Raw genomic sequence first — 26,444 nt, forward strand, 5'->3', positions numbered from 1 at the left:
GGTCAAGCAATGAGCGCGCGTGCGACGGCCTTGCGGATATCTGGAAGCGCAAACGGCTTTGCCACGACATCGACGATTTTTTCCATTAGGTCGTCGGCACGTTCGCGCTGTTCGGCATAGCCGGTCATCAGCAGGATCTTTAAATCGGGCCAACCGGATGCCGCCTGGTGCGCCAGTTCGATACCATCCATGACGGGCATGCGGATATCGGACAGCAGGAGATCGTAGGTGCCAGTCTTCAGCTTTTCGAGACCTTCGGCGCCGTCGGCTGCCTCTTCCGTTTCGTGACCATCCAGCCGCAACGCGCGGGCAACGAATACCCGAAGCGAATCTTCATCTTCGGTGATCAGAATTCTTGCCATGTGCATCGCTCCGTAGGCTTCATGTCCCGCGGAGAAATCACCAGACTTTCCCTAGCGATCGGTAAACAGCCCGAGCCAACCGCGCTTGTTGGTTAACAAGGGCTCTTTAATCTGGAGGTGTCAGGCGTCGCCGGTGACGATGCCGACGAAGGGCAGTTCGCGGAAGGCGTAGGCCACGTCCATTCCATAGCCAACGACGAAATAGTCGGGGCATTCGAAGCCGACATAGTCAGCCTCGATATTTTCCTGGCGCTTGACACGCTTGTCGAGCAGCACCGCCAGCGTCACGTTGCGTGCTCCGCGCTCATAGAGCAATTCCTTGGCAAAGCGAAGCGTCCGGCCGGATTCGAGAATGTCGTCGATGAGCAGGACATCGCGGTCCTTAACGTCGCTGTCGATATCCTTGACGATCCGCACACCCTGCGACACCGTGCCCGAGCCATAGCTGGACAGCGTGATGAACTCCACTTCCGGCGCAAGTCCGGTGTCGTGAAGGGCGCGCAGCAGGTCGGCTGCGAAGATGAAGGAGCCCTTCAGGATGGCGATGACCAGCAGATCCTTGGTCGGACCCTTGGTGATCTCGATTGCAAGCGCCCGATTGCGCTCGGCAATCTGCTCCGCGGTAAAAAGCGGGTCGATATTCTTTCCGCGTACGACTGGCATCGGGGGCATGCTCCTTGGATAGACGGCGGTGGTTCCGCCGGACAGAGCAAAAGCCGTTACCACAATCCCGCAGGGGACACACCCTAGGGCAGGAAGGAAAGATGGACTTCCGGCATTTTTCCACCGGGGCGCTGCAATCGCGCCGAAAAGCCGCGACTTTCGCCGGCACCAAGGCGCTCCGTCGGCGGCGTGATCAGGATGCTGGACAGAAGCCGGTCGTCGGAGACCAGATCGGCCCTGATCTGCGACACCGCAGCGGTCGCCTCGCCGCGGTTTTCGATGATGCCGTTGACGATGAGCATCTTGAGGCCATTGGCGTCCTTTGGCGTCAAAGTGACGTGGGTGAATTGCAAAGGTGCTACGACCACCGTCGGCGCCGCCGACAGGCTCGCAAAGCCGCCAGCCAGTCCGAAGACCAGAACGAACAGGGCAGCAACGAGGGCAGCGAAAGTGCGACCTGAGGCGCGTTGCAACCAACGCTCGCCAGCGCGGAAACACCAGGCAGCGATCGTCGCAATCATCGACGGCGCCGGAGCGCTCCGGCGCTGAAATTGACGATTGTCGTTGAAGCTTTTCGTCGGCTGGCCGTTGGTACGGGTTGGAATGACCGTGATGAATTCCGCATCGATGACGTCGAATTTGCGCTCGAAGTGAGCGCGCGGGCGTGGACCTGCTTGCGCCTCGGGCGGAAGCAGATCATAAACCAGTCCGGTTTGCTGCTGTCGGTAACGGAATGCGCCCATGACGACGTCCTCTGTGGTAGTCCACATGGTTTCGACGCCCTGGCAAAGGTGGGCATTGAAACGAATCCCGCCCAGAAGTAAATTTTAATGGTTAATCTTTCGCAAATACGGTCATCAAACTGGCGCGTTTTCGGCAAAATTTACCGCCTGTTAACTGTGTTGATTAACAACTCGTCTTATCAAAACCCGGAAGACTGGGCTGCCCGTTGATTCACTTTGAAAACGTCGGTTTGCGCTACGGCATGGGCCCGGAGATTCTCCGGGACTTGACCTTCGACATTCCGAAAAAGTCGTTCCAGTTCCTGACCGGTCCATCGGGCGCCGGCAAGACGACATTGCTGCGCCTGCTTTTCATGTCGCTGCAGCCGACCCGCGGTCTGATCCGCATGTTCGGCCGGGATATCACCGTCATTCCGCGCGCCGAACTGCCGTTGCTCAGACGACGGGTCGGCATCGTTTTCCAGGATTTCCGTCTTCTCGATCACCTGACCACCTACGAAAACGTGGCCCTGCCTTTAAGGGTTCGCGGCAAGGACGAGAGCTCGTATCGCACCGACGTGCTCGAACTGTTGAAGTGGGTCGGGCTTGGAGAACGGATCAACGTACTGCCGCCGGTGCTTTCAGGCGGCGAGAAGCAGCGCGCAGCGATTGCTCGGGCGCTGATCGACCGGCCGGAAATCCTGCTTGCCGACGAGCCGACGGGCAATGTCGATCCGCCGATGGCGCGGCGGCTTTTGAACCTCTTCCTCGAACTGAACAGGCTCGGCACGGCGGTCGTCATCGCGACGCACGATCTGACCCTGATGGACCAGGTGGAGGCCCGCCGCATGATCCTTTCCGGGGGGCATCTCGACGTCTATGACTAAGCCCGCCCAGCCACGCCAGAAACGCCCCCGCCCAGCTGCCCCTGTGCCTGGCAAGCGGCCGGAAATGCGTGTACGGCCGACAGGCCCGATCGTGCCGTCCTCGAATATCCAGGGCAATGCGCTTGTTGTCGTCATTGCCATCATGGCCTTTCTTGCCTGCCTGACGCTTGGCGCGGTCAGCATGGTACGCGCGACGGCGGCCAGTTGGGAAAGCCAGATTTCCCGCGAGGTGACGATCCAGATCAAGCCGGACGACAATCTCGATATGGACAAAGCGCTGGTGCAGGCGCGCGACATCGCGCTCACCTTCGTCGGCACCAAGACCGGCCAGATCGTCGACGAGGCCGCGACCGCTCGATTGCTGGAGCCCTGGCTCGGCTCAGGCCTCGATCTGAAGGAATTGCCGGTCCCGCGCCTTGTGATCATCACCATCGACGAAACTCATCCACCCGATTTTGACGGGATGCGCTCGCTGCTGAAGGACTCGATCCCGCAAGCGTCCCTCGACGACCACCGCACCTGGGTCGACCGGCTGGTCTCGATGGCACACACGACGGTCATGATCGGAACGGGCGTGCTGCTGCTCGTCTTCACCGCGATGGTCCTAACCGTTGTGTTTGCAACGCGCGGCGCGCTTTCGGGCAACCGGCATATCGTCGAGGTGCTGCATTTCGTCGGAGCCGAAGGGAGTTTCGTCGCCACCGAGTTTCAAAAGCATTTTCTGAAGATCAGCTTCAAAGGCTCGGCGATTGGAAGCGCTCTGGCGGCCCTCTTTTTTGCGGCCGCAGGTTTCCTTCAGAGCCACACTATAGCGACACCACAGACCGACCAGGCGACTGCTCTCTTCGGCACCTTTTCAGTCGGCGCGCTTGGCTATGTCGGCATCTTCGCGACGATGGTGATCATCGCGCTGCTGACCACCGTCACCGCACGCTTTACCGTCATGCGGACCATCTGCGAAATAGACCTTATAAGATCCGATCCGAGCAGGAGCGATACAATCGCGAATTGACGTTATCCTGCCATCAATCAGCCTGTTCCGTGAAGCAATGTGCGATTACTGACGATTCGAGCATAGACCTGATGACGACGCGCAAGAGCTTAGGTTGGGGAACGAGCCGGGTGCGATTGAACCCGGACGGCTCGGTGCGTCGCAGTCTGCTGCGTCGCGTGCTTCGCTGGGGCGGGTTTTCTCTGATCTTTCTGCTGGCGGTTGTCTTCGGAGGCTTTTTGCGTTTTGCCGATTCGATCACCACCCTGAAGCCTCCTGCCGACCCCAAGGCGGACGCGATCGTTGTTTTGACCGGCGGCTATCAGCGCATCGATCAGGCCGTCGAATTGCTACGCACGGGAGCCGGCAACCGATTGCTGATCTCGGGGGTTCACCCGACGACCACACGCTCGCAGATTAGAAAGATGACACAGAGCCCCGCCAATCTGTTTTCATGCTGCGTCGACATAGGCTACGACGCGGTCGACACGATCGGCAACGCGCGCGAAGCCGCCAAATGGATTCATTCCAACGGCTATAAGAGCGTGCTGGTCGTCACCAACAACTATCATATGCCCCGCAGCATCGCAGAGCTGAAATATGTCGATCCGGCCACCGATTTCATCCCGTATCCCGTCGTCAATACGGATCTGAAAAGCGCCAATTGGTTCACCGATCCGAACGCGCTGCGCACCATGCTGATCGAATATGGCAAGGTGCTGCTCGCCGGCGCCCGCAATCTGACCGGCTTCGGCCGGCCGCCAGGTCTTCGCTCGCAGGTATCGGAAGAAACCGTCAGCAAGGATGCCCCCCCGAGCCAATCGACGGCGCCGCATCAGCTGACTTTTTATTGACCGCGATTTCGTGTAGGCCGTCGTTGACGCGTCAAGCATCCGGCCAGGGAAGCCTCCATGAATATTGTCCGCTCGATCCTGTTCAACCTCTGCTTCTATGCAAACCTGATCATCCGGATGATCGTTCTGTCGCCGATCTACTTCCTCATGCCGCGCAAGGCCGCCTATGCCATTCCAAAGAACTGGGCGCGGTCGAGCGTATGGCTGATGGAAAAGATCGTCGGCACGACCTTCGAGATCGAAGGACTGGAGAATATTCCGGCCGGCGGCTATATCCTTGCGCCGAAGCACCAGTCTTTCTGGGATACCTTCGCGCTTCTCCCCTACCTCGACGATCCGGTCTACATCCTCAAGCGTGAGCTGATGTGGATCCCGCTATTTGGCTGGTATGCGGGCAAGCAGCAGATGATCCCCGTCGACCGCGGCGCGCGCGGCAAGGTCATGCTGGATGTGTTGAAACGCACCCGCGAGGTCCTGGCAAAGGGCCGCCAGCTGATCATTTACCCCGAGGGCACCCGTCGCCCGCCTGGAGCCGAGCCGCTCTACAAATACGGCATCGCCCGCATGTACCGCGATCTTGGTGTGCCGGTCGTGCCTGTTGCCATGCATCCCGGCCTTTTCTGGCCGCGGCGGACCTTTCAGCGCTACCCCGGCCATTTCAAAGTGCGCATCCTGCCCCCCATCGAAGCAGGCATGGATCCGGATGCCTTCTTTGCGCGGCTGATTGCGGAAACGGAAAAAGCAAGCGACGAGTTGCTGGTCGAGACGTTCGCCCGCAATCCGAACCTTCCGGTACCGCCGACCGCGGCCCGGCGGCTGGCCGAGATTGCTGCCGCCAAGGTCGTCGCGGCGTCGGCCTGATCAGGAGGCTTGGCGCATCCGTTCGATCTCATCCGTCACCTGCTCGAGCCAATGATCCCGGATGCCGAGCTCCTTGAGATGCGCCAACGTGTTGAACACATAGGCGTCGTTCGGCCCCGAATGGCCGCTGGCGCCGTTGACCACGTGGGCTGCGGACACGGCATCGAGCGAGCCCGCATATTGGCGGTGATCGCGGTCGACGACATAGGCGACCGCAGTGACCCGTCGTCCGTCTGAAAGGCGAATGGGCGACAACCTCTCCAGATAGACGTTGGTCACCAGCTCGCGCTCGCGCAGATAGGCGAGCACGTCCTCCCGTTCATGCTCGGCGACACGGAATGCCGTGCCTCGACAGGCTCCACCGCGATCAAGGCCCAGCACCAGGCCTGGACTGGCTTGCGTTCCCCTGTGGACCCAGGAAAGGACGCAAAGCGATCTGCGATATCCGAAGATCAGCGCGTCGGCTTTTTCCTCATAGGCAAAACCCGGATTCCACATTAGCGATCCGTAGCCAAAGACCCAAAATTCGTCCATATCCAAAGCCAAATCAGTGTGAGCGTCGCGATCAACCATTGGAGATCATCATGGCAGCGTCAAGCCAAACCGGCACGTCCGGTATCGGCAAACGAGTGTTGCTGGCCGGAGTTGGGCTTGTTGTTGTTGTCGCGGCACTTTACGTCGGCGGCTGGTACTATGCGGTTTCGGCTCTGAAGGGCAATGTCCTGCGTGCGCTCGGCAAGCGCGACAACGCCGGAATATCTGCCGAATGCACCGACCTGGATTTCCGTGGCTTCCCCTTCAAGATCGGCATGTACTGCTCCAAGGTGATGGTCGACGATCATGTCAATGGCATCTCGGCCTCATTTGACAAGCTGACTTCTTCCGCCGCGGTCTATCAGCCCGGCCATATCGCCTGGCAGCTGAAGTCGCCGGCCGAAATCCGAAATGCGAACGGCCTGGCGATTTCGGCCGAATGGACCGACCTTCAATCGACGCTTGTCACCAAGGGAAAGGGAATAGAACAGGGAACAACGGCCATCGAAGGGCTCAAGGCCGGCATCGTCTCCGCCTTCAACGGGCAGGATATCAACGTGACTGCCGGCCATACCGAAATTCACGTTCGCCAGAACGGCGATGACCTCGAAACCGCGATCGGCGTCGAAAACGCGAACGCCGTCATCAAGGACTTCCCCCAGATCCTGCCCGCGCTGACGGCAAATGCCGACATTACGCTCAGCGGCAAGGCGGGTCTGCTCGATGGCAGCGACAAGGACGGGCGCCTGAACGCTACGTCAGGCATTCTGCACCGCGTCGTGGCTGATATCGGCGACGGTCGCGTCATGACGCTGTCCGGCCCCTTTTCCTTCGATGAGCAAGGCTATGTCTCCGGCCAGTTCAAGCTCGAGATCGACCAGCTCGGGCCATGGCGCGACGGCCTCAAGACCGCGATACCGGCCGCCAAACACACGATTGACCTTGCCGCCAAACTATTGAAGGCGATGGCTGCGGGCGGCGACAATGTTTCAGTCGATCTGACGGCCGATCACGGCAACGTCACGCTCAGCGGTTTCATTCCCCTCGGCTCCATTCCGCCGATTTGAACTAGTTTTTCTTGTCGAGCGCGTGGCGTCCGAAATCCGGCGCATCGACATCCTGTCCGGCCTGGATGATCGAGCGGCGGATCGCCCGCGTGCGGGTGAACAGCTCGAATATCTTGTCGCCCTCTCCCCAGCGGATCGCCCGCTGCAGCGATGCGAGATCCTCGGAAAAGCGCGCCAGCATCTCGAGGATCGCATCCCTGTTGTGCAGGCAGACATCGCGCCACATGGTCGGATCGGAAGCGGCAAGACGCGTGAAGTCTCGAAAGCCAGACGCGGAATATTTGATGACTTCCGATTCCGTCACTGTCTCCAGGTCATCGGCTGTGCCGACGATGTTGTAGGCGATGATGTGCGGCAGATGAGAGACGATCGCCAGCACCTTGTCGTGATGCTCGGCATCCATTTCGTCGACGCGGGAACCGAGCGTCTCCCAGAAATGGCGCAGCTTCTGGATCGCCGCTTCATCGGTTCCGGGGATCGGCGTGAAGATGCACCAGCGGCCGTCGAAGAGGCCGGGGAAGCCGGCGTCCGGACCTGATTTTTCGGTGCCCGCCAAAGGGTGCCCAGGGATGAAATGTACGCCTGCAGGAATATGCGGCTGCATCTGCGCGATGACGGATGCCTTGGTCGATCCGACGTCCGTGACGATCGCGCCAGGCTTCAGATGCGCCGAAATCTCCTCGGCAACGCTGCCCGACGCGCCAACCGGGACCGAGACGATGACCAGATCAGCATCCACGACAGCCTCTGCTGCTGATATCGTATAGCGATCGCCAAGCCCGAGCTCTTCGGCCCGTTTCAGCGTCTCGGGTTTACGCGTGCTGACGACGATCTCCTTGGCAAGCCCGAGCCGCCTGATGTCGTAGGCGATCGAAGAGCCGATCAGCCCGATGCCGATCAGCGCGATTCGGTCGAACTGAACACTGCTCATGCCTTGCGCCCCATGAACTCGCCGAGCGTTTCGATGACGCCGCGGTTTGCTTCTTCCGTGCCGACGGTCATGCGCAAAGAATTGGCAAAGCCATAGCCGCGCACCGCCCGCAGGATGTACCCGCGGCTCGTCAGGAAATCGTCGGCGTCAACAGCGCGTTTTCCGTCGACATCGGGGAAATGAATAAGAACGAAATTGGCAACCGACGGCGTCACCTTGAGGCCAATGGTCTCAAGCGCGCCGGTCAGCCTCTCGATCCAGAGCAGATTGTGGGCAACAGCGGTCTCGACGAAGGCCTGATCGCGGACGGCGGCAGCGCCGGCGGCAATCGCCGGGGCATTCATGTTGAATGGTCCGCGCAAACGGTTGAGCGCATCGACGATCTCTAAAGGGCCGAACATCCAGCCGACGCGCAGGGCGGCAAGGCCGTAGACCTTCGAGAAGGTGCGCGTCATTACGACGTTGGAGTTCGACGAGACGAGCTCGATCCCGGCTTCATAGTCGTTGCGGCGGACATATTCCGCATAGGCGGCGTCGAGCACGAGGATGACATGCTTCGGCAGAGCCGCCTGCAGCCGCCGGATTTCGCTGACCGGAACATAGGTGCCCGTCGGATTGCCCGGATTGGCAATGAAGACCATCTTCGTTTTGTCGGTGACGGCGGCAAGGATGGCGTCGACATCGACCGTACAGTCCTTTTCCTTGACGGTCACCGGCGTTGCGCCCGCACCCATGATCTGGATCTTGTAGACGAGGAAGCCGTGTTCGGTGATAACGGCCTCGTCGCCGGGGGCAAGATAGACATGGCAGAGCAAGCCAAGCAGTTCGTCTGAGCCATTGCCGCATAGGATATTGGCAGCATTCAGCCCGTAGACCCCGGCAATCGCCTGGCGCAGTTCGCTCGCCTGGCCATCGGGATAACGCTCCAGCTGCCCGGCGGCGGCACGAAAAGCCTCGATCGCCTTGGGGCTGGCGCCTAACGGCGTTTCGTTCGAGGACAGCTTGAACACGCGGGCAACACCCGGTGCATGTTCTTTGCCCGGCACATAGGCTGCGATATCGAGAATACCGGGGCGCGGAACAGGCTTGCTGATTTCAATGCTCATTGGACTGACCTTGGAACGGGCCGGAAAATTCCGGCTTGAGACACCCCGTGGCATTAATGCGGAAAGACGGTTTTGTCGAGGGCGGAGGCGGACACACGCCTCAGCGCTCGACGCTCGTCTCCCTGCGGGCGGTCGGAACGCCGCGTGGTGCCAGAACCGGAACGAAAACCCGGCGCGAGGTGCGCACGGCGACCGGAAGCCCCTGGTAGAGCCGCTTCTGCGCCTCGACGATGATCACGCCCGAAAAAGCCGGCCATAGCGTGCGGCCGATCCGCTCGAAGGCGCGCCGCAGCTTCAGCACGGTACGCAGCTTCGACGGTGGGAAGAACAGGGCCTCGGCGGAGGCCCCAGGGGTGAAATTTGTCTCACGCAGCAGAGCGGTAAGCTGCCCGCGCGAATAGGGCCTGCCGGAGCCGAACGGCGTATGCTCCATCCGCGCCCAGACGCCCGTGCGGTTCGGGACGACAATCACCAGCCGTCCGCCCGGCGCAAGTATTCGCCATAGCTCCTTCAGCGTCTCCCGCGGGCTTTCGGCAAATTCAAGCGAATGAACCATCAGCACCCGGTCTATCGATGAATCCGGCAGCGGCAGCTCCTCGTCGAAGATCAGCGCGGTGGATGAGGCAGATCCCATCGGCCAGTTCACCGCCCCCTGCCCGGCTGGCATGAAGGCGAAGGTGCGCTCGGTGTCGGGGCGAAAGCGGTCGAGATAGGGGACAGAATAACCAAGGCCGACAAGCCGCTCTTCTGGCAACCGCGCCCAAAGCGACGACAGCGCCATCGCGATCGATTGTTCCGCAAAGCGACCGAGCTCGGAATGATAGAATTGGCGAAGATCGACGATATCAGCGTGCATTGCGACAAATGTTATCAGGAGGCGGTTGGACTTCAAGGCCGCAGCCTCTACATTTGGTCCTGACGACATGGGATTAAGGACATTTTCGACGATGAAGCCTTTGGAAATAGAAGTTTTTAGCTGCCGGACCGACAACTACGGCGTTCTGGTCCACGATCCGGAAGCCGGGCTGACTGCGTCGATCGACGCGCCCGAGGCAGCGTCGGTGCTGGCCGCTGCCGCACGTCGCGGCTGGAAGATCACGCATATTCTGACGACGCACCAACACACCGACCATGTCGAGGGCAACCTGGCATTGAAGGAGCAGTTCGGCTGCGAAATCATCGGCCCGATCAACGAGGCAGTGGCAATTCCAGGACTCGACCGCGCGGTGGGCGATGGCGACAGCTTCGAGTTCGGCGGCCATACCGTCAACGTCATCGAAACACCAGGTCATACCGCCGGCCACATCTGCTACCACTTCGAGGACGACAAGCTGCTGTTTTCCGCCGACACGCTGTTTGCACTCGGTTGCGGCCGGCTGTTCGAGCGGCCGGCAAGCGACATGTGGGCCTCGCTGCAAAAGCTCGCGGCACTTCCCGACGAAACAGCCATCTATTTCGGCCATGAATATACGCTGGCAAACGCCCGTTTCGCGTTGACGATCGATCCCGACAACGAACGCCTGAAGACCCGCGCTGCCGATATCGAAGCGCTGCGAGCGGAAGGAAAATTCACTATTCCGACGACGCTGGCGTTGGAGAAGGAAACCAATCCCTTCCTGCGCGCCGCCGATCCGTCGATCCGCCGCAACCTCTTGATGGAAAACCGTAGCAACGAGGAAGTCTTTGCCGAAATCCGAAAGCGCAAGGACAATTTCTGATGCGACCGGAAGACATCATTCGCGAACTTGCGATGCGGCCCCACCCCGAGGGTGGCTGGTATGTCCAGACATTTCGAGACAGCACGGACGAGACCCGCGGCCATTCCACGGCAATCTACTACATGCTCCAGGCAGGCGAGCATTCGCACTGGCACCGCGTCCACGACGCTACCGAGGTTTGGCACTATTACGCCGGAGCGCCGCTGGCGCTGCACCTGTCGGACGATGGCAAGTCCACCGAAACGATCATTCTCGGCACAGACCTTGCAAAGGGCGAGCGTCCGCAAGCGGTCGTCCCGGCCAACTGGTGGCAGGCGGCGGAAACGCTCGGTGATTTCACCCTTGTCGGCTGCACGGTTGCGCCCGGTTTCGAGTTTTCGAGCTTCGAAATGGCGCCGCCTGGATGGAAGCCATTGGCTGGATAGAGCAATTCCAGAAAAAGTGTGAAGCGGTTTTCCCTCGGAATTGCGTCAAAACAAGTAGTTAGACCGTCGTCTAATAGCGAGCTTTGCAAGCGCCTTTTAGGTGCGGGAGGTTATTTGCCGGGAGCATGGTCGTCTACGCGGTCGACATAGGTCGCCGCATTATGGTGCTTCGCGGGACGGTCCTTCCAATGTATGTCTCGCACGCTGCAAGCAAACTCGTGGTGCAACGGTGTTAACGGAATGGACCAGCCTCGGTCTCGGCAGGGACGCCACTTCACGCCATGGGCGCTGCAAAGCTCGAGAGTTGGTGGCTGTCGCCCTGTTGAAGACTTCACCGGAGCGAAGCATCGCATGCATGATGCACTTGGGTTAGCTTCTCCAGAGCTTGCGGGCGACAGCGACAGCGGAGCGTTTGCAGCCAATCTTCTCGCGTAGTTTTATACCCCAATTGCGCAGATCGCTGTCGGCCTGGCTGCGTGTCAGGATCACTACCGCGGCTTCATAGAGAAGGGAACGTATATGCGTGTCTCCGCGTCGGGAGATATGGCCATCATAGTCTACTTCGCCCGACTGATAGCGAGTCGTGATGCTTGTAGCAGAGGGCGACGTGGTTTCCGTCAACAGAGCCGGCGACCTAGAACCGCAGCAGGCCGATTTCGAGGCGGCTCGATCGTCGCTGGCGATGGGACCGTCGGGCGCGCCGGAATCTATCCGACGTTGGCCTCGCGCTTTGACGTTTGGCCCGTGACAACGGCGGCTGGCCAGCGTGCCGTCATAGGACTGGCATTCGACCCCGATCAACGCCCATGGGCGCCGAAAGTGTTTTAGCGCTGGCGCTTGACCGCCAGCATCTCGGGCTCAGCCGGTTGAAACCGGGTAAGGGATGCCCGCCTGAGGGCAATTCCACAGACAGCCCATTGCGGCCTTTCGAGATCGCCTGGCGGACATTCGCGAGAGTGAGACCTCTGTTTTTCACCAAATGCCGGGAAACAATCGAAACCTTACATCCCTGGTGTAGTCGTCGTAACCCGGCAGCTCGACGCGCAGCATTTGCTCCTCGCCCACCGCCCGAAAACCGATGCCAACGACGGCGAGAGGAACGAACAGCAGGCCCCACCAGGAGCCCAGCAGCAGGGGCGTGCCCACAAACATTAGTAGCGCGCCGGAATACATCGGGTGGCGAACGATGCGGTAGGGCCCGTCGGTGATCACGCGTTGCTGCCGATCGATCTGCACGCGCACCTGCGGGGCTGCAAACGTGTTGAAGCGAAACGTCTGCCAAACGACAAGCATGCACAGCGCGATCAGCACGGCCCCCAGAGCCTCCGCCCAAAGTGGAACGACCGACCACCCGAAGCGACGAGCGTCAAGAGCGCTCAACACCAACCAACTGACGAAGACGAGCGCCGCCGCGGCCATAAAGACGCGGTCCCAGGGTTGTTGGTCCGGTTGCACAGGCGCGGAGAGGCGTGCTGCGAGAAGGGCCGGATCGTGCCGCGCCAGCCAGAAGCTCACGGCGAAGCTCGATACCGCAATCTCGCCCAGGAAAACCCAACCTTGCGGCCAGCCCCAGTCGCCGGCTGCAAGGAAGAGGACGACCCCCATCGCCAAAAGCCAGATCGTCGTCTGAACCACCATTCTCGTGATCATAGCAATCGTCCTATGGATCAGATAACTGTCCACATTTCCCAGACCTCTTTACTCGGCGATTGCCGCCTGAGGTTCTGACGGGCGCCTCAGGATCATCCTGTGGGCGGCAAGGACGGCGCCACCGGTCACCAGCAGGCAGGCGCCGGCAATGCCCCAACTCGGCTCGGCAAAGCCGAACAGCGTGAGGATGAGCGTCGAAAGCAGCGGCGCGGCATAGCTGGCCGCCCCAAGGATCTGGATATCGCCATTCTTGACGCCATAGTCCCAAGCATAGAAGGCAGCGCCGACCGGGAACAGTCCCAGGCCGACAACCGCAATCCATTGAAGTATGGTCTCCGGCCAGATCGTCGTCTCAAGCCCGACATGGCATGCAAGAGAAAGAACAGAGGTCGCAAGGCAAAAACCGGTGACGACATCTGTCGATACGGCATCGAAGCGGCGGGTAAGCAGCGAATAGCCTGACCATGTGAAGGCGCAAAGAAATGCCGCGCAATAGCCGATCGCATAGGCGCCTTCGAAATGAAAGCCATTGCGGCCGACGATCAGGATCGTGCCCGCAAGTCCGGCAATGGCGCCGGTAACGTGATACCAGCGCAGCCGCTCGCCCGGCAGCAGCGCCGAGCCGACCACGATCAACAACGGCCAGAGATAGGCGATCAATCCGGCCTCGACGGCCGGGGCGTTCCTGAGTGCGGTAAAATACAGGAAATGGTAGCCGAACAGCCCTGCAATACCGACGATCCAGACCTTGGCAGGCTGGCGGAGCAGCTTCAGCCGCTCAGGCTTGAGAATGAGGACCACGATCCCCGGAACGCTGCCGATGGCAAAGCAGATGGCGGAAAGCTGAAATGGCGGCATCTTGCCGGATGCGGCCGTCAATAGCGCCAGAAACGACCACATCAGGATGGCCGCAAATCCAGTCAAGGTCGCCCGCAACTTCACGCTATTCTCCTACCCGATCAGCCGCCGTATTTCACCGCTGTTATCGTCACCGTCCCATATTTCGTCGGGATGCGGACATAGACCGGAGCATATACATTCATGACCTCTGCCTTGGCAAACCAGATCTCCATGTCGTTGCTCTTGCTCAGATATTCAAAATCCGTACGGGTTTTCTTGTAGCCGCCCTTGGCGGTGAAATGCACGCCGCAGACGGTGGTGATCCCGTGAAACCCATCCGTGGAAAACGGATGCGACCCCTTCGGCGAGAGCTTCAGGTCCATCCGCGTCTCGCCGTCGTAGATTGGCAGCGTCTGGGCGCAGATGTTGGTGTTAGCCGGAAAGATCAGACCGGAAATCGGGTCGAGGACGGCACGGAGATCTTCAGGGCTGACCGGGATCCAATTGTTCGGCCGCTTCGGCTCCGGCGTCGTCGTGGTCGAGGTGACATTGCCGTCCTTGTAGACGACGTCATAGACATGGTGCTTGTGACCGCTGGTGTAATCCAGCGTGTAACGATCCGTTTCGAGGCGGTTGGGCCCGACCTGGCCGGAGATATCTGCGTGTGCCGAGATGGTGGTGACAAGATCGGCAAGGCCTGAAGAATTGACTTCGCCCTTGATGGTGAAATGCTTGTCGACGACATCGGTGCGGAAATCGGCACGGGCGATCGGAATACCAGCAAGCGAGACGCGATAGGCGGTTTCGTGCCGCAATTCCTCGGCATGTCCAAGGACGGGCGCGCCAATCGCCAAAGCCGTAGCCAAAAGACATTTTCCAAAATGCGACATGAAGGGCCTTTGTGATCATTCCGGCAGCTTATATAGGGACTTTATGCGCTGCCCGCGACCAGCAGACAATACGAGCTTTTTGACCGAATTGCGGGAAAGCCCAAGGTTTGGCCAAGGTTTGACTTGACGCGGCCGGTCTGTCTGACTATAGAACCGCAACTTTCCAATCATGGCCTGTTGGATCGCAAGCTCGGCTTTGCCGGCAAGGCTTTCCAATGGCAGACAAAAATAAAATAGGTGTACCATGTCCCGCATGTGCGAATTGACCGGCAAGGCCGTCCTGACGGGTAACAATGTCAGCCACGCCAACAACAAGACCAAGCGCAAGTTCCTGCCGAACCTGTGCAAGGTGACGTTGATCTCCGACGCTCTTGGCCAGCGCTATCGTCTGCGCGTTTCCGCTGCAGCCCTTCGCACTGTCGAGCATCGTGGCGGCCTCGACGCTTTCCTCTTGAAGGCAAGCGAAACGAACCTCAGCATGCGCGCGCGTCTGCTGCGTCGCCAGATCGTCAAGAAGACCGCAGAAACTGCAGTCGCAGCTGCATAAGCTTCTCGCGACCTGACATCATACGAGCTTCGAAAGGCTTGACGGATAATATCCGATCAAGCCTTTTCCTTGTGCTCGGTTCCCTGCAACTGGTGGCATCTCCCAGGATAAAAAAATGCTCAAGACGCGCTACCTACTGATCTACGTTGCCGCAATGACGCTTGTCGTCGTCGCCTCGAACTTTCTCGTCCAGTTCCCTTTGAACGGCGAAATCGCCGGCATCCAGCTGGGCGATATCCTGACCTGGGGCGCGTTCACCTATCCGGTCGCCTTCCTGATCACCGATCTCACCAATCGCCAGTTCGGCCCGCAGACCGCGCGCAAGGTGGTCTTTGCCGGCTTCGTCGTCGGCGTGACGCTGTCGTTCGTAACCTCGGTCCCGCGCATCGCCATCGCCTCCGGCTCGGCCTATCTCGCCGGCCAGTTGCTCGACATCGCGCTCTTCAATCGGTTGCGCCGTCAGGCCTGGTGGCGCGCGCCGCTGGTAGGTTCGTTGATCGGCTCGCTGCTCGATACATTGATGTTCTTCTCGCTCTCGTTTGCGGCGTTCTTCGTCTTGCTTGGTGCAAATACGCCTTTCGCCCTCGAACAGGCCCCGATTCTTGGCATCTTCGCGACCGAAGCGCCGCGCTGGATTTCCTGGGCGATCGGCGACTTCTCGGTAAAGCTCATCGTCGGCCTCGTCATGCTCCTGCCCTACGGCGCGCTGATGAACGTCCTGAAGCCGATGCAGCCGATCCGCGCGTCCTGAGGCGCCGGGCTTTTACCCGTTCAACCGAAATTCCAGCATCAGGCTGCGCTGCAGGATTGAATGGTTGTCGTCTGAAACCATGATCAGATGGATGGTGCCGTCTTCGGCGCGAAAGGCGTCGATGCCCTCCATATTGTCGATCTGATCATCGGCGCTGGCCTCGAAGATGACCTTGCCGTCGACGAGGGCTCCGGGCTTGATATCGCCGCCGGCAATCCGGCGCAGCCGCATGCCGATCCCGTGAGCGAGATCGAAGCGCCGCTCCAGCAACAGCAAATCCCCATCCGGCAGGAAGACGCCGTCGCTCACATCGAAATTGTCGTAGTGGCGAACGGCAAACCGGCCCTTCAGGGGACCATCGAGGATAGCCGCCAGCATATTTCCATCGCGATCGAGGCTACGTTCGGTGACGAGCACGGCGGCGCCGGCAAGCGGACTGCCTACCGGTCCGATCATCAGCGCTTCAAGGCTCTGATCGCTTCTGAGCTCGGACCTGCGCATCAGGATTGGAAGAGATGCAATCGGCATTGCCGCCTCGAAACCCGGATCCGGATAGACATCGACGCGATGGTCCTGCTCATAGCTGACGAGAACGTCGTCGCCGCGTAGCGCCAGCCCTTCCGCATCCATGGCGCCCTTGCCCTCATGCGAGATGCCGAAGCGATCGATCATCGGTGTGATCCGCGCGCCCGATATCCCCTTGAGCCTGCCTGCATCGTCGCGTTCGATCGTGCCAGTCCACCAGTGGCCGGTATCGAGCACCGATATGAAATGCCGCTGATCGGGCCGCAAGCGGATCGCCGACGCTCCGCCAAAGAGCTCGTTGCCGGAGTTCAACTGCAGGCCGCCGAGGAATTCGAGATCGCCGAATTTCGCCTGATCAGACCCGAAGTGAAAGCTCGAAATCTGCGTCACCCGCATGAAGGCCGCGCCATCTGCCGGCTCCTTTGCAGGCGCACAGCCGGTCAAGAGCACTGCCAGCATGGATGCGCGGCAAAGTCGCTTCATCGCATTTCTCGGGGTGTATGCCGACCGGACGGTTGACACGGAAATATCGTCACCCGGCACGGCGCCGGCGGCTGCCACGCGGTTGCTGCGACTGGTCCTCGAAAAGCGAGGCCAATTGCTCCGTCATGGCACCTGCCAACTCGTCGGCATCGACGATGGTGACGGCGCGACGATAATAACGCGTCACGTCGTGGCCGATGCCGATCGCCAGCAACTCGACAGGCGAGCGCGTTTCGATCTGTTCGATAACGGCGCGCAGATGCCGTTCCAGATAATTGCCCGGATTGACCGACAGGGTGCTGTCGTCGACCGGCGCGCCATCCGAGATCATCATCAGGATCCGGCGCTGCTCGCTGCGGGCCAGCAGCCGGTTATGCGCCCAGATCAGCGCCTCGCCGTCGATGTTCTCTTTCAGCAATCCCTCGCGCATCATCAGCCCGAGATTGCTGCGCGCCCGGCGCAGCGGCTCGTCGGCGGACTTGTAGATGATATGGCGAAGATCGTTGAGGCGGCCCGGCGTCTGTGGTTTGCCGCCGGCGAGCCATTTCTCGCGCGCCTGCCCGCCCTTCCAGGCCTTGGTGGTGAAACCGAGGATCTCGACCTTGACGCCGCAACGCTCCAACGTCCGCGCCAGAATATCGGCGCAGGTGGCAGCAACGGTGATCGGCCGGCCGCGCATCGAGCCGGAATTGTCGATCAGCAACGTGACGACGGTGTCGCGGAACTGGGTATCGCGTTCCATCTTGAACGACAGCGGCTGCATCGGGTCGATGATCATCCGCGTCAAACGGGCGCTGTCGAGATAGCCCTCCTCGAGATCGAAATCCCAGGAACGGCTTTGCTGCGCCATCAAGCGCCGCTGCATGCGGTTTGCAAGCCGCCCGACCGCGCCCTGAAGATGGGCAAGCTGCTTGTCGAGAAAGGCCCGCAATCGCTCGAGCTCCACTGTGTCGCAGAGCTCCTGCGCGGTGACGATCTCGTCGAACTCTTCGGTAAAGACGCGATAGTCGACCTTCTCGTTGAAGTCGGCAAAAGGTGTGTTCGGACGGCGGGTCTCGCCCGGCGTCTCCGAATCGTCCTCGCCCTCGTCGGTCATGTCGTCGTCGGAAATCTCGGCGCCATCCATCTCGCCGTCTTCCATCTGCTCCTCGGACATCTCGCTGTCTTCGGCGGGCGCCGCATCGGAGCCGGCGTCGTCCTCGACCTCGTCCTGCTGCTGCTCCTCGCCCTGGGGCTGCTGGTCGTCGTCGGAGTTCTCCTCGGAATCCGGCTCCATGTCGTCGTCGCCGTACTCCTCGGCCATCTCCATGGCGGAAAGCACGTGGCGGATGGCCTTGGCGAAGGCTTGCTGGTCGTTGATGGCAGACGGAAGAGCGTCGAGCGCGCCCGACGTCTTGTCCTCGATAAAGGGGCGCCACAGGTCCAGCACCTTGCCGGCGGTCGCCGGTGGCTTCTGGCCTGTTAGCTTCTCGCGGATGATCATCGCCATCGCCTCGCCGAGCGGCGCGTCCTCTTGCCGCTCGATGCCGGCGAAATTCGCCTTGGCATATTTCTCGATGTTCATCGAGTTGATGTTGGAGGCCACGCCGCTCATCCGCAGCGCCCCGATGGATTCGACGCGCGCCTGCTCGACGGCATCGAAGATGGCGCGGGCGTCAGCCCCCTGCGGCGACATCGTCGCATGCAGGCGGGCATCATGGCAGGCAAGCCGCAACGCCATGGAATCGCCGAGCCCGCGGGTCACGGCCAATTCATGCGCGGTTGGGCGTTTTGAAAGCTCGGGCAGGCGAATGCGCTCGCCGGTCATTCCAGGGCGCTCGTTGGCGAAAGCCACCTCCACCTCGGCGTCGCCGGCGATCGAGCGGACGCAGCCGCTGATCGCCCGGCGCAACGGCTCCATGTCGATCGGAGCGCCCGGCTTCGCTTTCAAATTGTCTCCACGACCTGTCATGACCGATCAGTCTTTCTCAGGCTTCGAGCACGATGTTGGCAGCACTTTCCTTCAGCTCGACGCCGAAGGCGCGCTGGTAGTGTTCAGCGACCAGAGGGCGCTCCAGCTCGTCGCACTTGTTGAGGAAGGTGACGCGAAAGGCAAATGCGACATCGCCGAAGATCTCGGCGTTTTCTGCCCAGGTGATGACGGTACGCGGGCTCATGACGGTTGACAGGTCGCCATTCATGAAGGCGGCGCGGGTAAGGTCGGCAACACGCACCATCTTCGATACCGTGTCGCGGCCCGAAGTCGTGCGGAAGGATTTGACCTTAGCCAGCACGATGTTCACTTCGTTCTCATGCGGCAGGTAGTTGAGCGTCGTGACGATCGACCAGCGGTCCATCTGCGCCTGGTTGATCTGCTGCGTACCGTGATAGAGCCCTGTCGTATCGCCAAGGCCGATGGTATTGGCGGTCGCAAACAGGCGGAAGGCAGGATGCGGACGAATGACCCGGCTCTGGTCGAGCAGGGTCAGGCGACCGGACGATTCCAGCACGCGCTGGATGACGAACATCACGTCGGGCCGGCCCGCATCATATTCGTCGAATACCAGCGCGACATTGTGCTGATAGGCCCAGGGCAGGATGCCGTCCTTGAATTCGGTGATCTGCATGCCGTCCTTGACGACGATCGCATCCTTGCCGACGAGGTCGATACGGCTGACATGGCTATCAAGGTTGATACGAACGCAAGGCCAGTTGAGGCGGGCGGCAACCTGCTCGATGTGAGAGGACTTGCCAGTGCCGTGATAGCCCGAGATCATGACGCGGCGGTTGTGAGCGAAACCGGCGACGATCGCAAGCGTGGTATCACGGTCGAAAAGGTAGTCCGAATCGAAATCCGGAACATAGGCGTCGCCTTTGCTATAGGCCGGAACGCGAATGTCGGAATCGATGCCAAAGGCCTCCCGGACGGAAACGGTTGTGTCCGGCAATTGGGAATAATCAAGATCAATCTTACTCATCGTGTCTCCAAGGCGGGTGATCCTCACCCGGCCGCATTGTCATGTCCATTTCGCGACCGTATCGCGACGGGAGGACAACCACCCGTCCAGATACGTCAGGACGTCGGCGATTCTTCTCCGGGACTGAAGCAAAACCTCGATGCGACCAAGCGGTGCGCCTGCGAGCATTCTAGACAGAGTCCCGGACAAGAAACGTCGCGTCCGGAAGGTCGGCGCTGGATCCAAGCGACAAATGCGCAAGCTGACGCCTTGGTCGCCCAGCAATCCCGGCCGATCCGGACCATACCTTATCCAAATCCGAACTCAAGGAGACCGTCTAACAAAAACCGTTCTGCTTCAACAATTGATAGGCCTGGACCACTTCGCGAAACCGCTCTTCCGAGCCGCGGTCGCCGCCGTTGGCGTCCGGGTGGTGCTTCTTGACCAGCTCCTTGTAGCGGCTTTTGATCTCCTTGGGGGTCGCATTGGCCGCCAGCGACATCGTTGCGAAGGCTTTTGCCTCCAGCGACTTTAGCTTCGGAGCCTGCGTCTCGAAGCGCGGCCCTTTGCCGCGCCCCTCTGCCACGAAGCCAAAAGGATCGCGAAAGCGCGAATGGGCGCCGGAGCGAATGTCCGACTGTAGCGGGCTGTTGCGTGCCGCCTTGTTGACACCGACTGTCCATGTCGGGCGGTGGCCGGTAATCGCTTCCTTCTGATAGCGGGCGATCTCGCCATCCGACAGGCCGGAAAAATAATTGTAGCCCTTGTTGTATTCCTTGACGTGCTCGAAGCAGAACAGGAAGAACTGGCCCTCGGCATTGCGCCCGACTGGAGCGCGATGCAGGCCCGTTTTGTCGCAGCCGTCCCACTGGCAGGTCGGATCCGAATGCTCCGGTTCCACCGGTCTCTTGCGACGGGTGCGAATGCCATCGAAGAATTTTGAATCAAGTCCCATGCGCCTAATTATGGGGCTGACGGACACCGACAACAAGAATTGACAAACAAGATTGTTGCAGGCTTTGTGATCCGTTTCTCACGATGAAGACGACGACGGGATCCAGGAAATGTCGGTTCAATCAAGCATAGAAGAAAAGCTCGCAAAGGCGTTTGCGCCGGAGCGGCTCATGGTCATCAACGAGAGCCAGCTGCACGCCGGCCATCAGCCCGACATGACCGGCACCGGCGAAACGCATATGCGCATCAGGATCGTATCGGAAAAATTTGCCGGCATGCCGAGGCTTGCAAGGCACCGCGCAATTACGGAACTGTTGAAGCCGGAACTGGATGCCGGCCTGCATGCGCTCGCCATCGAGCCAGCAGCACCCGGAGAAGCCACCCGCTGGTAGCGGGAAAGCACTATTCCGGCTTGCTGTCCTCGGAATCAGCCGGGCGGATGCGCAATTTGGTAATCCGGTTCTTCTCGCGTTTCAGGACCGTGAAGCGCTTGCCGTAGAAGGTGAATGCCTGTCGCTCCTCGGGGATGGTCATGGATTCGTGGATGACGAGGCCGGCGATCGTGGTTGCCTCCTCGTCCGGCAGGTTCCAGTCGAGCGCCCTATTCAAGTCGCGGATCGGCACGACGCCATCGACGACGATAGACCCGTCCGCCTCTTGCCGGACGCCGGAAATATCCAGATCGTGCTCGTCGGCGATATCGCCGACGATCTCTTCCAATATGTCCTCCAGCGTCACGATCCCTTGCACTTCGCCGTACTCGTCGACGACGACGGCGAAATGCTGCTTGCGGCGGAGGAAGGCATTGAGCTGGTCTTCGAGGCTGGTGCTGTCGGGCACGAACCATGGCTTCTGCGCGATCTTGACGATATCGAGATTTTCCGGCTCGACGTTACGCTCGGCAAGGGCCCTCAGCAGATCCTTGGCGTGCACGACGCCGATGATATTGTCGATGGTGCCGCGCCAGAGCGGCATTCGCGTGTAGGGGCTCTCAAGCATATTGCGCACCACGACCTCCGGCAGATCGTCGGCATTGATGGCACGCATCGCCGTGCGATGGACCATGATGTCGGAAAGCTCGAGCTCGCCAAGGTCAAGCAGGCCGCCCAGCCGATCGCGGTCGGCCTTGACCACGGAGCCTTCTCGATGAAGGAAATCGACAGCGCCGCGCAACTCTTCATGCGCCGACAGCATTGAGACTTCCTTCGAAAGGTTGACGCCGAAAAGCGCGAGGATGCGGCGGACGATGGCGTTGACGAAACTGGACAGCGGACCGACGACCGCGACGAATATCCGCACCCACGGCGCAACGTTGAGCGCAAAGCGATCCGGCGCCGAGATCGCCCAGCTCTTCGGCAGCACTTCGGCAAAGATGACCAGGATGACGGTCATTGCCAAGGTCGCCAGCGCCACGCCGGAATTGCCGAACAGCCCGAGGAACAGGCTGGTCGCGATTGACGACGACAGGATGTTGGCAAGGTTGTTGCCGATCAAGAGCGCGCCGATCAGCCGGTCGCGTCGCTCAATCAGCGCCCGCACGATACCGGCCCGCTCCTCGCCATTGGCCTCCAGCGTGTGCATCCGGCTGCGCGAAGCGGCCGTCAGCGCTGTTTCCGAGCCGGAAAAGAAGGCCGAACACAGGACCAGGGCTGCGATGGATAGGATCTCAGGCCAATAGGTAAACAGGGTGGCGAGCGTGCCTTCAAGCGTCATCGCGGGTGCTTTTCCTTGAGGAAACCGAGGACTTCGGAAGACGGGACGTCATCGGCCACGAAGGATTGGCCGATGCCATGGGTGAGGATGAACGTCAGCTTACCGCTCTTGACCTTCTTGTCCTGGCCGATCGCATCCATCAGGACTTCGGAAGACGGCAACTCCCCTGGAATGTCACTCATTCGCGTCGGCAGCCCCACGGTCTTCAGGTGCGCCTCGACCCGCTTTGCGTCGTCAGGGCTTGCAAGGTTGAGCCGAGCGGAGAATTCATGCGCCAGCACCATGCCGATTGCGACACCTTCGCCGTGGACCAGCCGGCGACTGTCATAGGCAGTCGCGGCTTCGAGCGCATGACCGAAGGTATGACCGAGATTGAGCAACGCGCGCTGCCCGTTCTCGTGCTCGTCGGCAACGACCACATCGGACTTCGCCTGGCAGCTGGCTGCGATCGCCTCGACGCGTTCGACGCCACCGGCAAAGACCTGTTGCCAGTTGGCCTCGAGCCAACCGAAGAATTCAGGCTTGTCGATCAAACCGTATTTCGCAACCTCGGCATAGCCGGCGCGGAACTCCCGTTGGCTGAGCGTATTGAGCACATCCGTATCCGCAAGCACCAGATCGGGCTGGTGAAACACACCGACGAGGTTCTTGCCGTGGCGGGTGTTGATGCCGGTCTTTCCGCCGACGGAGGAATCCACCTGACTCAAAAGCGAGGTCGGCACCTGGATGAAACGAACGCCACGCCGCACGATCCCCGCTGCAAAGCCAGTCAAATCGCCGATGACGCCGCCGCCAAGCGCGATGACCATGTCGTTGCGCTCGATGCGAGCGTCAAGCACGGCATCGCAGACCGTCATCAGCTGTTCGAAGCTCTTGGTCTTTTCGCCCGCCGGCAGAACCACGCTTGCAGACCGGATGCCTGCCCCCTTAAGGCTTGCGACCAGCGAGCTAAGATAGAGCGGCGCGACATTCTCGTCGGTGATGATTGCAGCCTTCCGGCCCTTCAGCCGCGCGGCAATCTCGAGGCCTGCCCGTTCGATCAGGCCGGAGCCGATCAGGATGTCGTAGGCTCGCTCGCCGAGCGGCACATGCACGACACGGTCGGTCGGAGCAGAAACGATCGCAGTCATCAGGCTTTACTCTCTTTCAATGCATCGATGACGGCGGCAAGAACTTCCTTTGCCATCGTCTCCTTGTTCACATCGCGCGAGATCACCGTCAGATCGGCCTCTTGGTAGATCGGGTAGCGCGCGTTCATCAGGTTTTCGAGCGTCTGCTTCGGGTTGTCTGTCTTAAGGAGCGGGCGTGTATCGCGCTTGTTGACGCGTTCCCACAATACGTCGAGGTCAGCCTTCAGCCAGACGGAAAAGCCGCGGCGCTTGATATGACGGCGCGTGTTCTCGTTGATGAAAGCGCCCCCGCCAGTTGACACGACGCGCGGCCCGCCCTTTAAGAGGCGCTTGATCACCCTTTTCTCCAGCGAGCGGAACTCCTGCTCACCATAGGCGGCAAACAGCTCCGGCACTGACATCCGCGATACCCGCTCGATCTCGGCATCCGTATCGACGAACGGTACGCCAAGCTGAAGGGCGACCAACCGGCCGACCGAGGATTTTCCAGCGCCCATAAGCCCGACAAAAACGAGATTGCGCGACCCAAGTGCTGCGCGTGCTTGGTTTCTCAGGCTCCCTCCAAGGGTCAGGGCAGTTTCACTCATCGGTCCATTCACAATTTGTTTGCAAACGGTATCGTCAAATGCACCGGGAGCGTCAAGTCGCCGCTGCGTAAACGGGACTGCAATATCCTTAGACTAAGGCTTGTTTCTACCGTTTAATGCTACGTTGAACCGACATAGCCAGCCCGAGGAGACCAATGAATGCCCACCCTGTTTCGCTTCCTTGTCGTCTGCGCGGTCATCGCCGGATCGATCTATGGGGCAATGTGGGCACTTGCCACCTTCGTCGAGCCCAAGCAGCGCGACGTGACGATCAGGCTTCCGTCCGAGCGCGTCAATTCGCAGCCGACCGGCACTGTCAAGAAGTGACGGGAAACAATCGATGAGAGATCTCGGTCGCGCTCATATGGAAGCCTTTCTCGAGATGATGAGCGCTGAGCGAGGTGCCGCGGTCAACACGCTGCAATCCTATGAGCGAGACCTGGACGACCTGCACGGCTTTCTGAGCGAACGAAGCGTCCGCATCACCGAAGCTGTTTCGACAGACCTCGTTGCCTATCTTTCCGGGCTTGCTCGCCAGGGGTTTGCGGCATCTTCACAGGCCAGGCGCCTGTCGGCAATGCGCCAGTTCTACAAGTTCCTTTACGCCGAGGGGCTGCGCACCGACGACCCGACGGGCATTCTCGACGCCCCGAAAAAGGGACGTTCCCTGCCGAAGATCATGGGCGTCGACGAGGTGACGCGGCTTCTGACCCAAGCCGAGCAGGAGGCGAAGCTTACAGGCGCGGGGCAGTTGCCACGCGCAAGGATGCTTGCCCTGCTCGAACTGCTCTACGCCACCGGCATGCGTGTCAGCGAGCTTGTTTCACTGCCTGCCAAGGTGCTGGATCAGGAGGGACGCTTCCTGATGATCCGCGGCAAGGGCAACAAGGAGCGCCTCGTGCCGCTATCGCATTCGGCAATCGCCGCCATCAAGGCTTACGGCCGAATGCAGGCACTCGAACGTGCAGCAGCAAAAGAGCCGCCGCCCGAAAGCCCGTGGCTCTTTCCCTCGTCGTCGAGGGAAGGCTACCTGCCGCGCCAGGTCTTTGCCCGCGATCTGAAGGATCTTGCCATCCGCGCCGGGCTGACGCCGTCGCTGATTTCGCCGCATGTGATGCGCCACGCCTTCGCCAGCCACCTTCTCCAGAACGGCGCGGATCTGCGCGTCGTGCAGGAACTGCTTGGCCATTCGGACATTTCGACGACACAAATCTACACGCATGTGCTCGAAGAACGCCTTCACCAGTTGGTGCAAACGCATCACCCCCTTGCCAAACAGGCCAAAAAACACGATTAGGACCGGCAACAAAGGCAGGAGCTCTCAAGTCTGCCCGCGCAAAAGGATCGGAAACGCACCTCATGCACAACTATCTCGATTTCGAAAAACCAATCTCGGATCTCGAGGGCAAGATTCATGAGCTGAAGAAGCTCGCCCTCGAAGACGAGAGCATCGATACTTCGGACGAAGTTGGCAGGCTGGAGGTCCGTGTTCGCGAGGCCATGCTCGATATCTACTCGAAATTGAATGCCTGGCAGAAGACCCAGGTGGCGCGCCATCCACAGCGACCGCATTTCGTCGATTATTCCGCAGCTCTCTTCGAGGAATTCACCCCGCTTGCCGGCGATCGCAAGTTTTCCGAAGACGCGGCAATCCAGGCGGGGCTTGCGCGGTTTCGCGGTCTGCCGGTCGCGGTCATCGGCCAGGAAAAGGGCAACGACACCAAGACGCGGCTCAAGCACAACTTCGGCAGCGCCCGGCCGGAAGGCTACCGCAAGGCCATTCGCGTGCTTGAAATGGCCGATCGCTTCGATCTGCCTGTCATCACCCTGATCGACACTGCCGGCGCCTACCCAGGCGTTGGCGCTGAGGAACGTGGCCAGGCCGAGGCCATCGCCCGCTCCACTGAAATGTGCCTCAATCTCCGGGTGCCGATCATTTCGGTGGTGGTCGGAGAAGGCGGATCGGGCGGCGCGATCGCCATTGCCACCGGCAATCGCGTTTACATGCTCGAACATTCGATCTACAGCGTCATCTCTCCGGAAGGTGCTGCCTCGATCCTCTGGCGCGATCCGACCCGCGCCAAGGAAGCGGCGACAAACATGAAGATCACCGCCGAGGATTTGAAATCGCTGGGCATCATCGACGGCATCATCCCCGAGCCGCTGGGCGGCGCGCACCGCGATCCCGACAGCGTCATTGCTGCGACCGGCGACGTCATTGCCAATGCACTTGGCGAATTTTCCGGCCGCTCGCGCGATCAGATTCGCAACGATCGACGCCAGAAATTCCTTGCCATGGGACGTAGTCTCTAGCGGT

At 60.4% G+C, this 26,444-nt stretch carries 30 protein-coding genes and 1 pseudogene; 13 read left to right on the forward strand and 18 right to left on the reverse strand.

Annotation, left to right across the window (positions count from 1 at the left end):
• Positions 1-2: 2 nt before the first annotated feature.
• From AB4Z52_RS22340 to AB4Z52_RS22350, 3 genes are all read right to left on the reverse strand, one after another.
• On the reverse strand, positions 3-362 hold the full coding sequence (locus AB4Z52_RS22340; protein WP_442220089.1) for a response regulator: 360 nt from the start codon (positions 360-362) through the stop codon (positions 3-5).
• A gap of 120 nt (positions 363-482) precedes the next feature.
• The gene (gene hpt / locus AB4Z52_RS22345) at positions 483-1,025 is read right to left on the reverse strand and encodes a hypoxanthine phosphoribosyltransferase (RefSeq protein WP_442220090.1); all 543 of its coding nucleotides are present in this window, start codon (positions 1,023-1,025) and stop codon (positions 483-485) included.
• Positions 1,026-1,108: 83 nt separating this feature from the next.
• Complete coding sequence (locus tag AB4Z52_RS22350; RefSeq protein ID WP_442220091.1) at positions 1,109-1,795, reverse strand: hypothetical protein; 687 nt, start codon at positions 1,793-1,795, stop codon at positions 1,109-1,111.
• Positions 1,796-1,974: 179 nt separating this feature from the next.
• Here AB4Z52_RS22350 and ftsE point away from each other — a divergent pair, with 179 nt between their 5' ends.
• The 4 genes from ftsE to AB4Z52_RS22370 all read left to right on the forward strand — a co-directional run bounded on the left by ftsE (position 1,975) and on the right by AB4Z52_RS22370 (position 5,340).
• Entirely contained in the window at positions 1,975-2,634 is a 660-nt protein-coding gene (gene ftsE / locus AB4Z52_RS22355) for a cell division ATP-binding protein FtsE (RefSeq protein WP_442220092.1), read from the forward strand.
• A gap of 64 nt (positions 2,635-2,698) precedes the next feature.
• The gene (locus AB4Z52_RS22360; RefSeq protein WP_442220093.1) at positions 2,699-3,646 is read left to right on the forward strand and encodes a cell division protein FtsX; all 948 of its coding nucleotides are present in this window, start codon (positions 2,699-2,701) and stop codon (positions 3,644-3,646) included.
• Between the two features lie 71 nt (positions 3,647-3,717).
• On the forward strand, positions 3,718-4,479 hold the full coding sequence (locus AB4Z52_RS22365; RefSeq protein ID WP_442220094.1) for a YdcF family protein: 762 nt from the start codon (positions 3,718-3,720) through the stop codon (positions 4,477-4,479).
• Between the two features lie 57 nt (positions 4,480-4,536).
• A complete protein-coding gene (locus AB4Z52_RS22370) occupies positions 4,537-5,340 on the forward strand; it encodes a lysophospholipid acyltransferase family protein (protein ID WP_442220095.1) in 804 nt (267 codons plus the stop codon).
• Here AB4Z52_RS22370 and AB4Z52_RS22375 read toward each other — a convergent pair whose 3' ends face one another.
• Entirely contained in the window at positions 5,341-5,874 is a 534-nt protein-coding gene (locus tag AB4Z52_RS22375; protein WP_442220096.1) for a gamma-glutamylcyclotransferase, read from the reverse strand.
• A gap of 50 nt (positions 5,875-5,924) precedes the next feature.
• Here AB4Z52_RS22375 and AB4Z52_RS22380 point away from each other — a divergent pair, with 50 nt between their 5' ends.
• A complete protein-coding gene (locus tag AB4Z52_RS22380) occupies positions 5,925-6,941 on the forward strand; it encodes a DUF2125 domain-containing protein (RefSeq protein WP_442220097.1) in 1,017 nt (338 codons plus the stop codon).
• 1 nt (position 6,942) lies between these two features.
• Here AB4Z52_RS22380 and AB4Z52_RS22385 read toward each other — a convergent pair whose 3' ends face one another.
• From AB4Z52_RS22385 to AB4Z52_RS22395, 3 genes are all read right to left on the reverse strand, one after another.
• Positions 6,943-7,872: a prephenate/arogenate dehydrogenase family protein gene (locus tag AB4Z52_RS22385; RefSeq protein WP_442220098.1), complete on the reverse strand. Its 930-nt coding sequence runs from the start codon at positions 7,870-7,872 to the stop codon at positions 6,943-6,945.
• The gene (hisC, locus tag AB4Z52_RS22390; protein ID WP_442220099.1) at positions 7,869-8,978 is read right to left on the reverse strand and encodes a histidinol-phosphate transaminase; all 1,110 of its coding nucleotides are present in this window, start codon (positions 8,976-8,978) and stop codon (positions 7,869-7,871) included. Before hisC ends, AB4Z52_RS22385 begins: the two co-directional genes overlap by 4 nt.
• Positions 8,979-9,078: 100 nt before the next feature.
• Positions 9,079-9,870: a class I SAM-dependent methyltransferase gene (locus AB4Z52_RS22395; protein WP_442220100.1), complete on the reverse strand. Its 792-nt coding sequence runs from the start codon at positions 9,868-9,870 to the stop codon at positions 9,079-9,081.
• 55 nt (positions 9,871-9,925) lie between these two features.
• On the opposite strand from AB4Z52_RS22395, the gene gloB reads away from it, so the two are divergent.
• Both gloB and AB4Z52_RS22405 read left to right on the forward strand, forming a co-directional pair.
• Complete coding sequence (gloB, locus tag AB4Z52_RS22400) at positions 9,926-10,696, forward strand: hydroxyacylglutathione hydrolase (protein WP_442220101.1); 771 nt, start codon at positions 9,926-9,928, stop codon at positions 10,694-10,696.
• On the forward strand, positions 10,696-11,121 hold the full coding sequence (locus AB4Z52_RS22405; protein ID WP_442220102.1) for a cupin domain-containing protein: 426 nt from the start codon (positions 10,696-10,698) through the stop codon (positions 11,119-11,121). The genes gloB and AB4Z52_RS22405 overlap by 1 nt, the downstream gene beginning before the upstream one ends.
• A 309-nt stretch (positions 11,122-11,430) precedes the next feature.
• Here the strand turns inward: AB4Z52_RS22405 and AB4Z52_RS22410 are convergent.
• From AB4Z52_RS22410 to AB4Z52_RS22425, 4 genes and pseudogenes are all read right to left on the reverse strand, one after another.
• A pseudogene (locus tag AB4Z52_RS22410) lies at positions 11,431-11,706 on the reverse strand (transposase); the annotation flags it as partial.
• Between the two features lie 387 nt (positions 11,707-12,093).
• The gene (locus AB4Z52_RS22415) at positions 12,094-12,771 is read right to left on the reverse strand and encodes a methyltransferase family protein (RefSeq protein WP_442220103.1); all 678 of its coding nucleotides are present in this window, start codon (positions 12,769-12,771) and stop codon (positions 12,094-12,096) included.
• A gap of 48 nt (positions 12,772-12,819) precedes the next feature.
• Complete coding sequence (yddG, locus tag AB4Z52_RS22420) at positions 12,820-13,713, reverse strand: aromatic amino acid exporter YddG (RefSeq protein WP_442220104.1); 894 nt, start codon at positions 13,711-13,713, stop codon at positions 12,820-12,822.
• A 17-nt stretch (positions 13,714-13,730) separates the two neighbouring features.
• Positions 13,731-14,501 (reverse strand): DUF3108 domain-containing protein, encoded by a 771-nt coding sequence (locus AB4Z52_RS22425; RefSeq protein WP_442220105.1) that lies wholly within the window; start codon positions 14,499-14,501, stop codon positions 13,731-13,733.
• Positions 14,502-14,745: 244 nt separating this feature from the next.
• Here AB4Z52_RS22425 and rpmB point away from each other — a divergent pair, with 244 nt between their 5' ends.
• Complete coding sequence (rpmB, locus tag AB4Z52_RS22430; protein WP_442220106.1) at positions 14,746-15,048, forward strand: 50S ribosomal protein L28; 303 nt, start codon at positions 14,746-14,748, stop codon at positions 15,046-15,048.
• A 115-nt stretch (positions 15,049-15,163) separates the two neighbouring features.
• Positions 15,164-15,799, forward strand: a complete 636-nt coding sequence (locus tag AB4Z52_RS22435; protein ID WP_442220107.1) for a queuosine precursor transporter — start codon at positions 15,164-15,166, stop codon at positions 15,797-15,799.
• 12 nt (positions 15,800-15,811) lie between these two features.
• On the opposite strand, the gene AB4Z52_RS22440 is transcribed toward AB4Z52_RS22435, so the two are convergent.
• From AB4Z52_RS22440 to AB4Z52_RS22455, 4 genes are all read right to left on the reverse strand, one after another.
• Positions 15,812-16,807 (reverse strand): esterase-like activity of phytase family protein, encoded by a 996-nt coding sequence (locus AB4Z52_RS22440; protein WP_442220108.1) that lies wholly within the window; start codon positions 16,805-16,807, stop codon positions 15,812-15,814.
• Positions 16,808-16,856: 49 nt separating this feature from the next.
• Positions 16,857-18,758 (reverse strand): cobaltochelatase subunit CobT, encoded by a 1,902-nt coding sequence (gene cobT / locus AB4Z52_RS22445; protein ID WP_442220109.1) that lies wholly within the window; start codon positions 18,756-18,758, stop codon positions 16,857-16,859.
• 16 nt (positions 18,759-18,774) lie between these two features.
• Positions 18,775-19,764: a cobaltochelatase subunit CobS gene (gene cobS / locus AB4Z52_RS22450; RefSeq protein ID WP_442220110.1), complete on the reverse strand. Its 990-nt coding sequence runs from the start codon at positions 19,762-19,764 to the stop codon at positions 18,775-18,777.
• Positions 19,765-20,080: 316 nt separating this feature from the next.
• Entirely contained in the window at positions 20,081-20,698 is a 618-nt protein-coding gene (locus AB4Z52_RS22455; protein ID WP_442220111.1) for a J domain-containing protein, read from the reverse strand.
• A gap of 109 nt (positions 20,699-20,807) precedes the next feature.
• On the opposite strand from AB4Z52_RS22455, the gene AB4Z52_RS22460 reads away from it, so the two are divergent.
• On the forward strand, positions 20,808-21,089 hold the full coding sequence (locus tag AB4Z52_RS22460; protein ID WP_442220112.1) for a BolA family protein: 282 nt from the start codon (positions 20,808-20,810) through the stop codon (positions 21,087-21,089).
• Positions 21,090-21,099: 10 nt separating this feature from the next.
• On the opposite strand, the gene AB4Z52_RS22465 is transcribed toward AB4Z52_RS22460, so the two are convergent.
• Genes AB4Z52_RS22465 through AB4Z52_RS22475 form a run of 3 tightly spaced genes read right to left on the reverse strand, consistent with a single transcriptional unit; the run spans position 21,100 to position 24,127 of the window.
• Positions 21,100-22,410, reverse strand: a complete 1,311-nt coding sequence (locus tag AB4Z52_RS22465) for an HlyC/CorC family transporter (protein ID WP_442220113.1) — start codon at positions 22,408-22,410, stop codon at positions 21,100-21,102.
• Entirely contained in the window at positions 22,407-23,540 is a 1,134-nt protein-coding gene (gene aroB / locus AB4Z52_RS22470) for a 3-dehydroquinate synthase (RefSeq protein ID WP_442220114.1), read from the reverse strand. Before aroB ends, AB4Z52_RS22465 begins: the two co-directional genes overlap by 4 nt.
• A complete protein-coding gene (locus tag AB4Z52_RS22475; RefSeq protein ID WP_442220115.1) occupies positions 23,540-24,127 on the reverse strand; it encodes a shikimate kinase in 588 nt (195 codons plus the stop codon). Before AB4Z52_RS22475 ends, aroB begins: the two co-directional genes overlap by 1 nt.
• 159 nt (positions 24,128-24,286) lie before the next feature.
• Between AB4Z52_RS22475 and AB4Z52_RS22480 the strand changes: the two genes are divergently transcribed.
• From AB4Z52_RS22480 to AB4Z52_RS22490, 3 genes are all read left to right on the forward strand, one after another.
• Positions 24,287-24,454, forward strand: coding sequence for a hypothetical protein (locus tag AB4Z52_RS22480; RefSeq protein ID WP_442220116.1), 168 nt, complete (start codon positions 24,287-24,289; stop codon positions 24,452-24,454).
• A gap of 13 nt (positions 24,455-24,467) precedes the next feature.
• Positions 24,468-25,424, forward strand: a complete 957-nt coding sequence (gene xerD, locus AB4Z52_RS22485; RefSeq protein WP_442220117.1) for a site-specific tyrosine recombinase XerD — start codon at positions 24,468-24,470, stop codon at positions 25,422-25,424.
• Between the two features lie 62 nt (positions 25,425-25,486).
• Entirely contained in the window at positions 25,487-26,440 is a 954-nt protein-coding gene (locus AB4Z52_RS22490; RefSeq protein ID WP_442220119.1) for an acetyl-CoA carboxylase carboxyltransferase subunit alpha, read from the forward strand.
• The last annotated feature ends 4 nt before the right edge of the window (positions 26,441-26,444 follow it).

Origin of the sequence: Rhizobium sp. 2YAF20 (assembly GCF_052114685.1) — a bacterium.
Classification (GTDB): Bacteria; Pseudomonadota; Alphaproteobacteria; order Rhizobiales; family Rhizobiaceae; genus Rhizobium.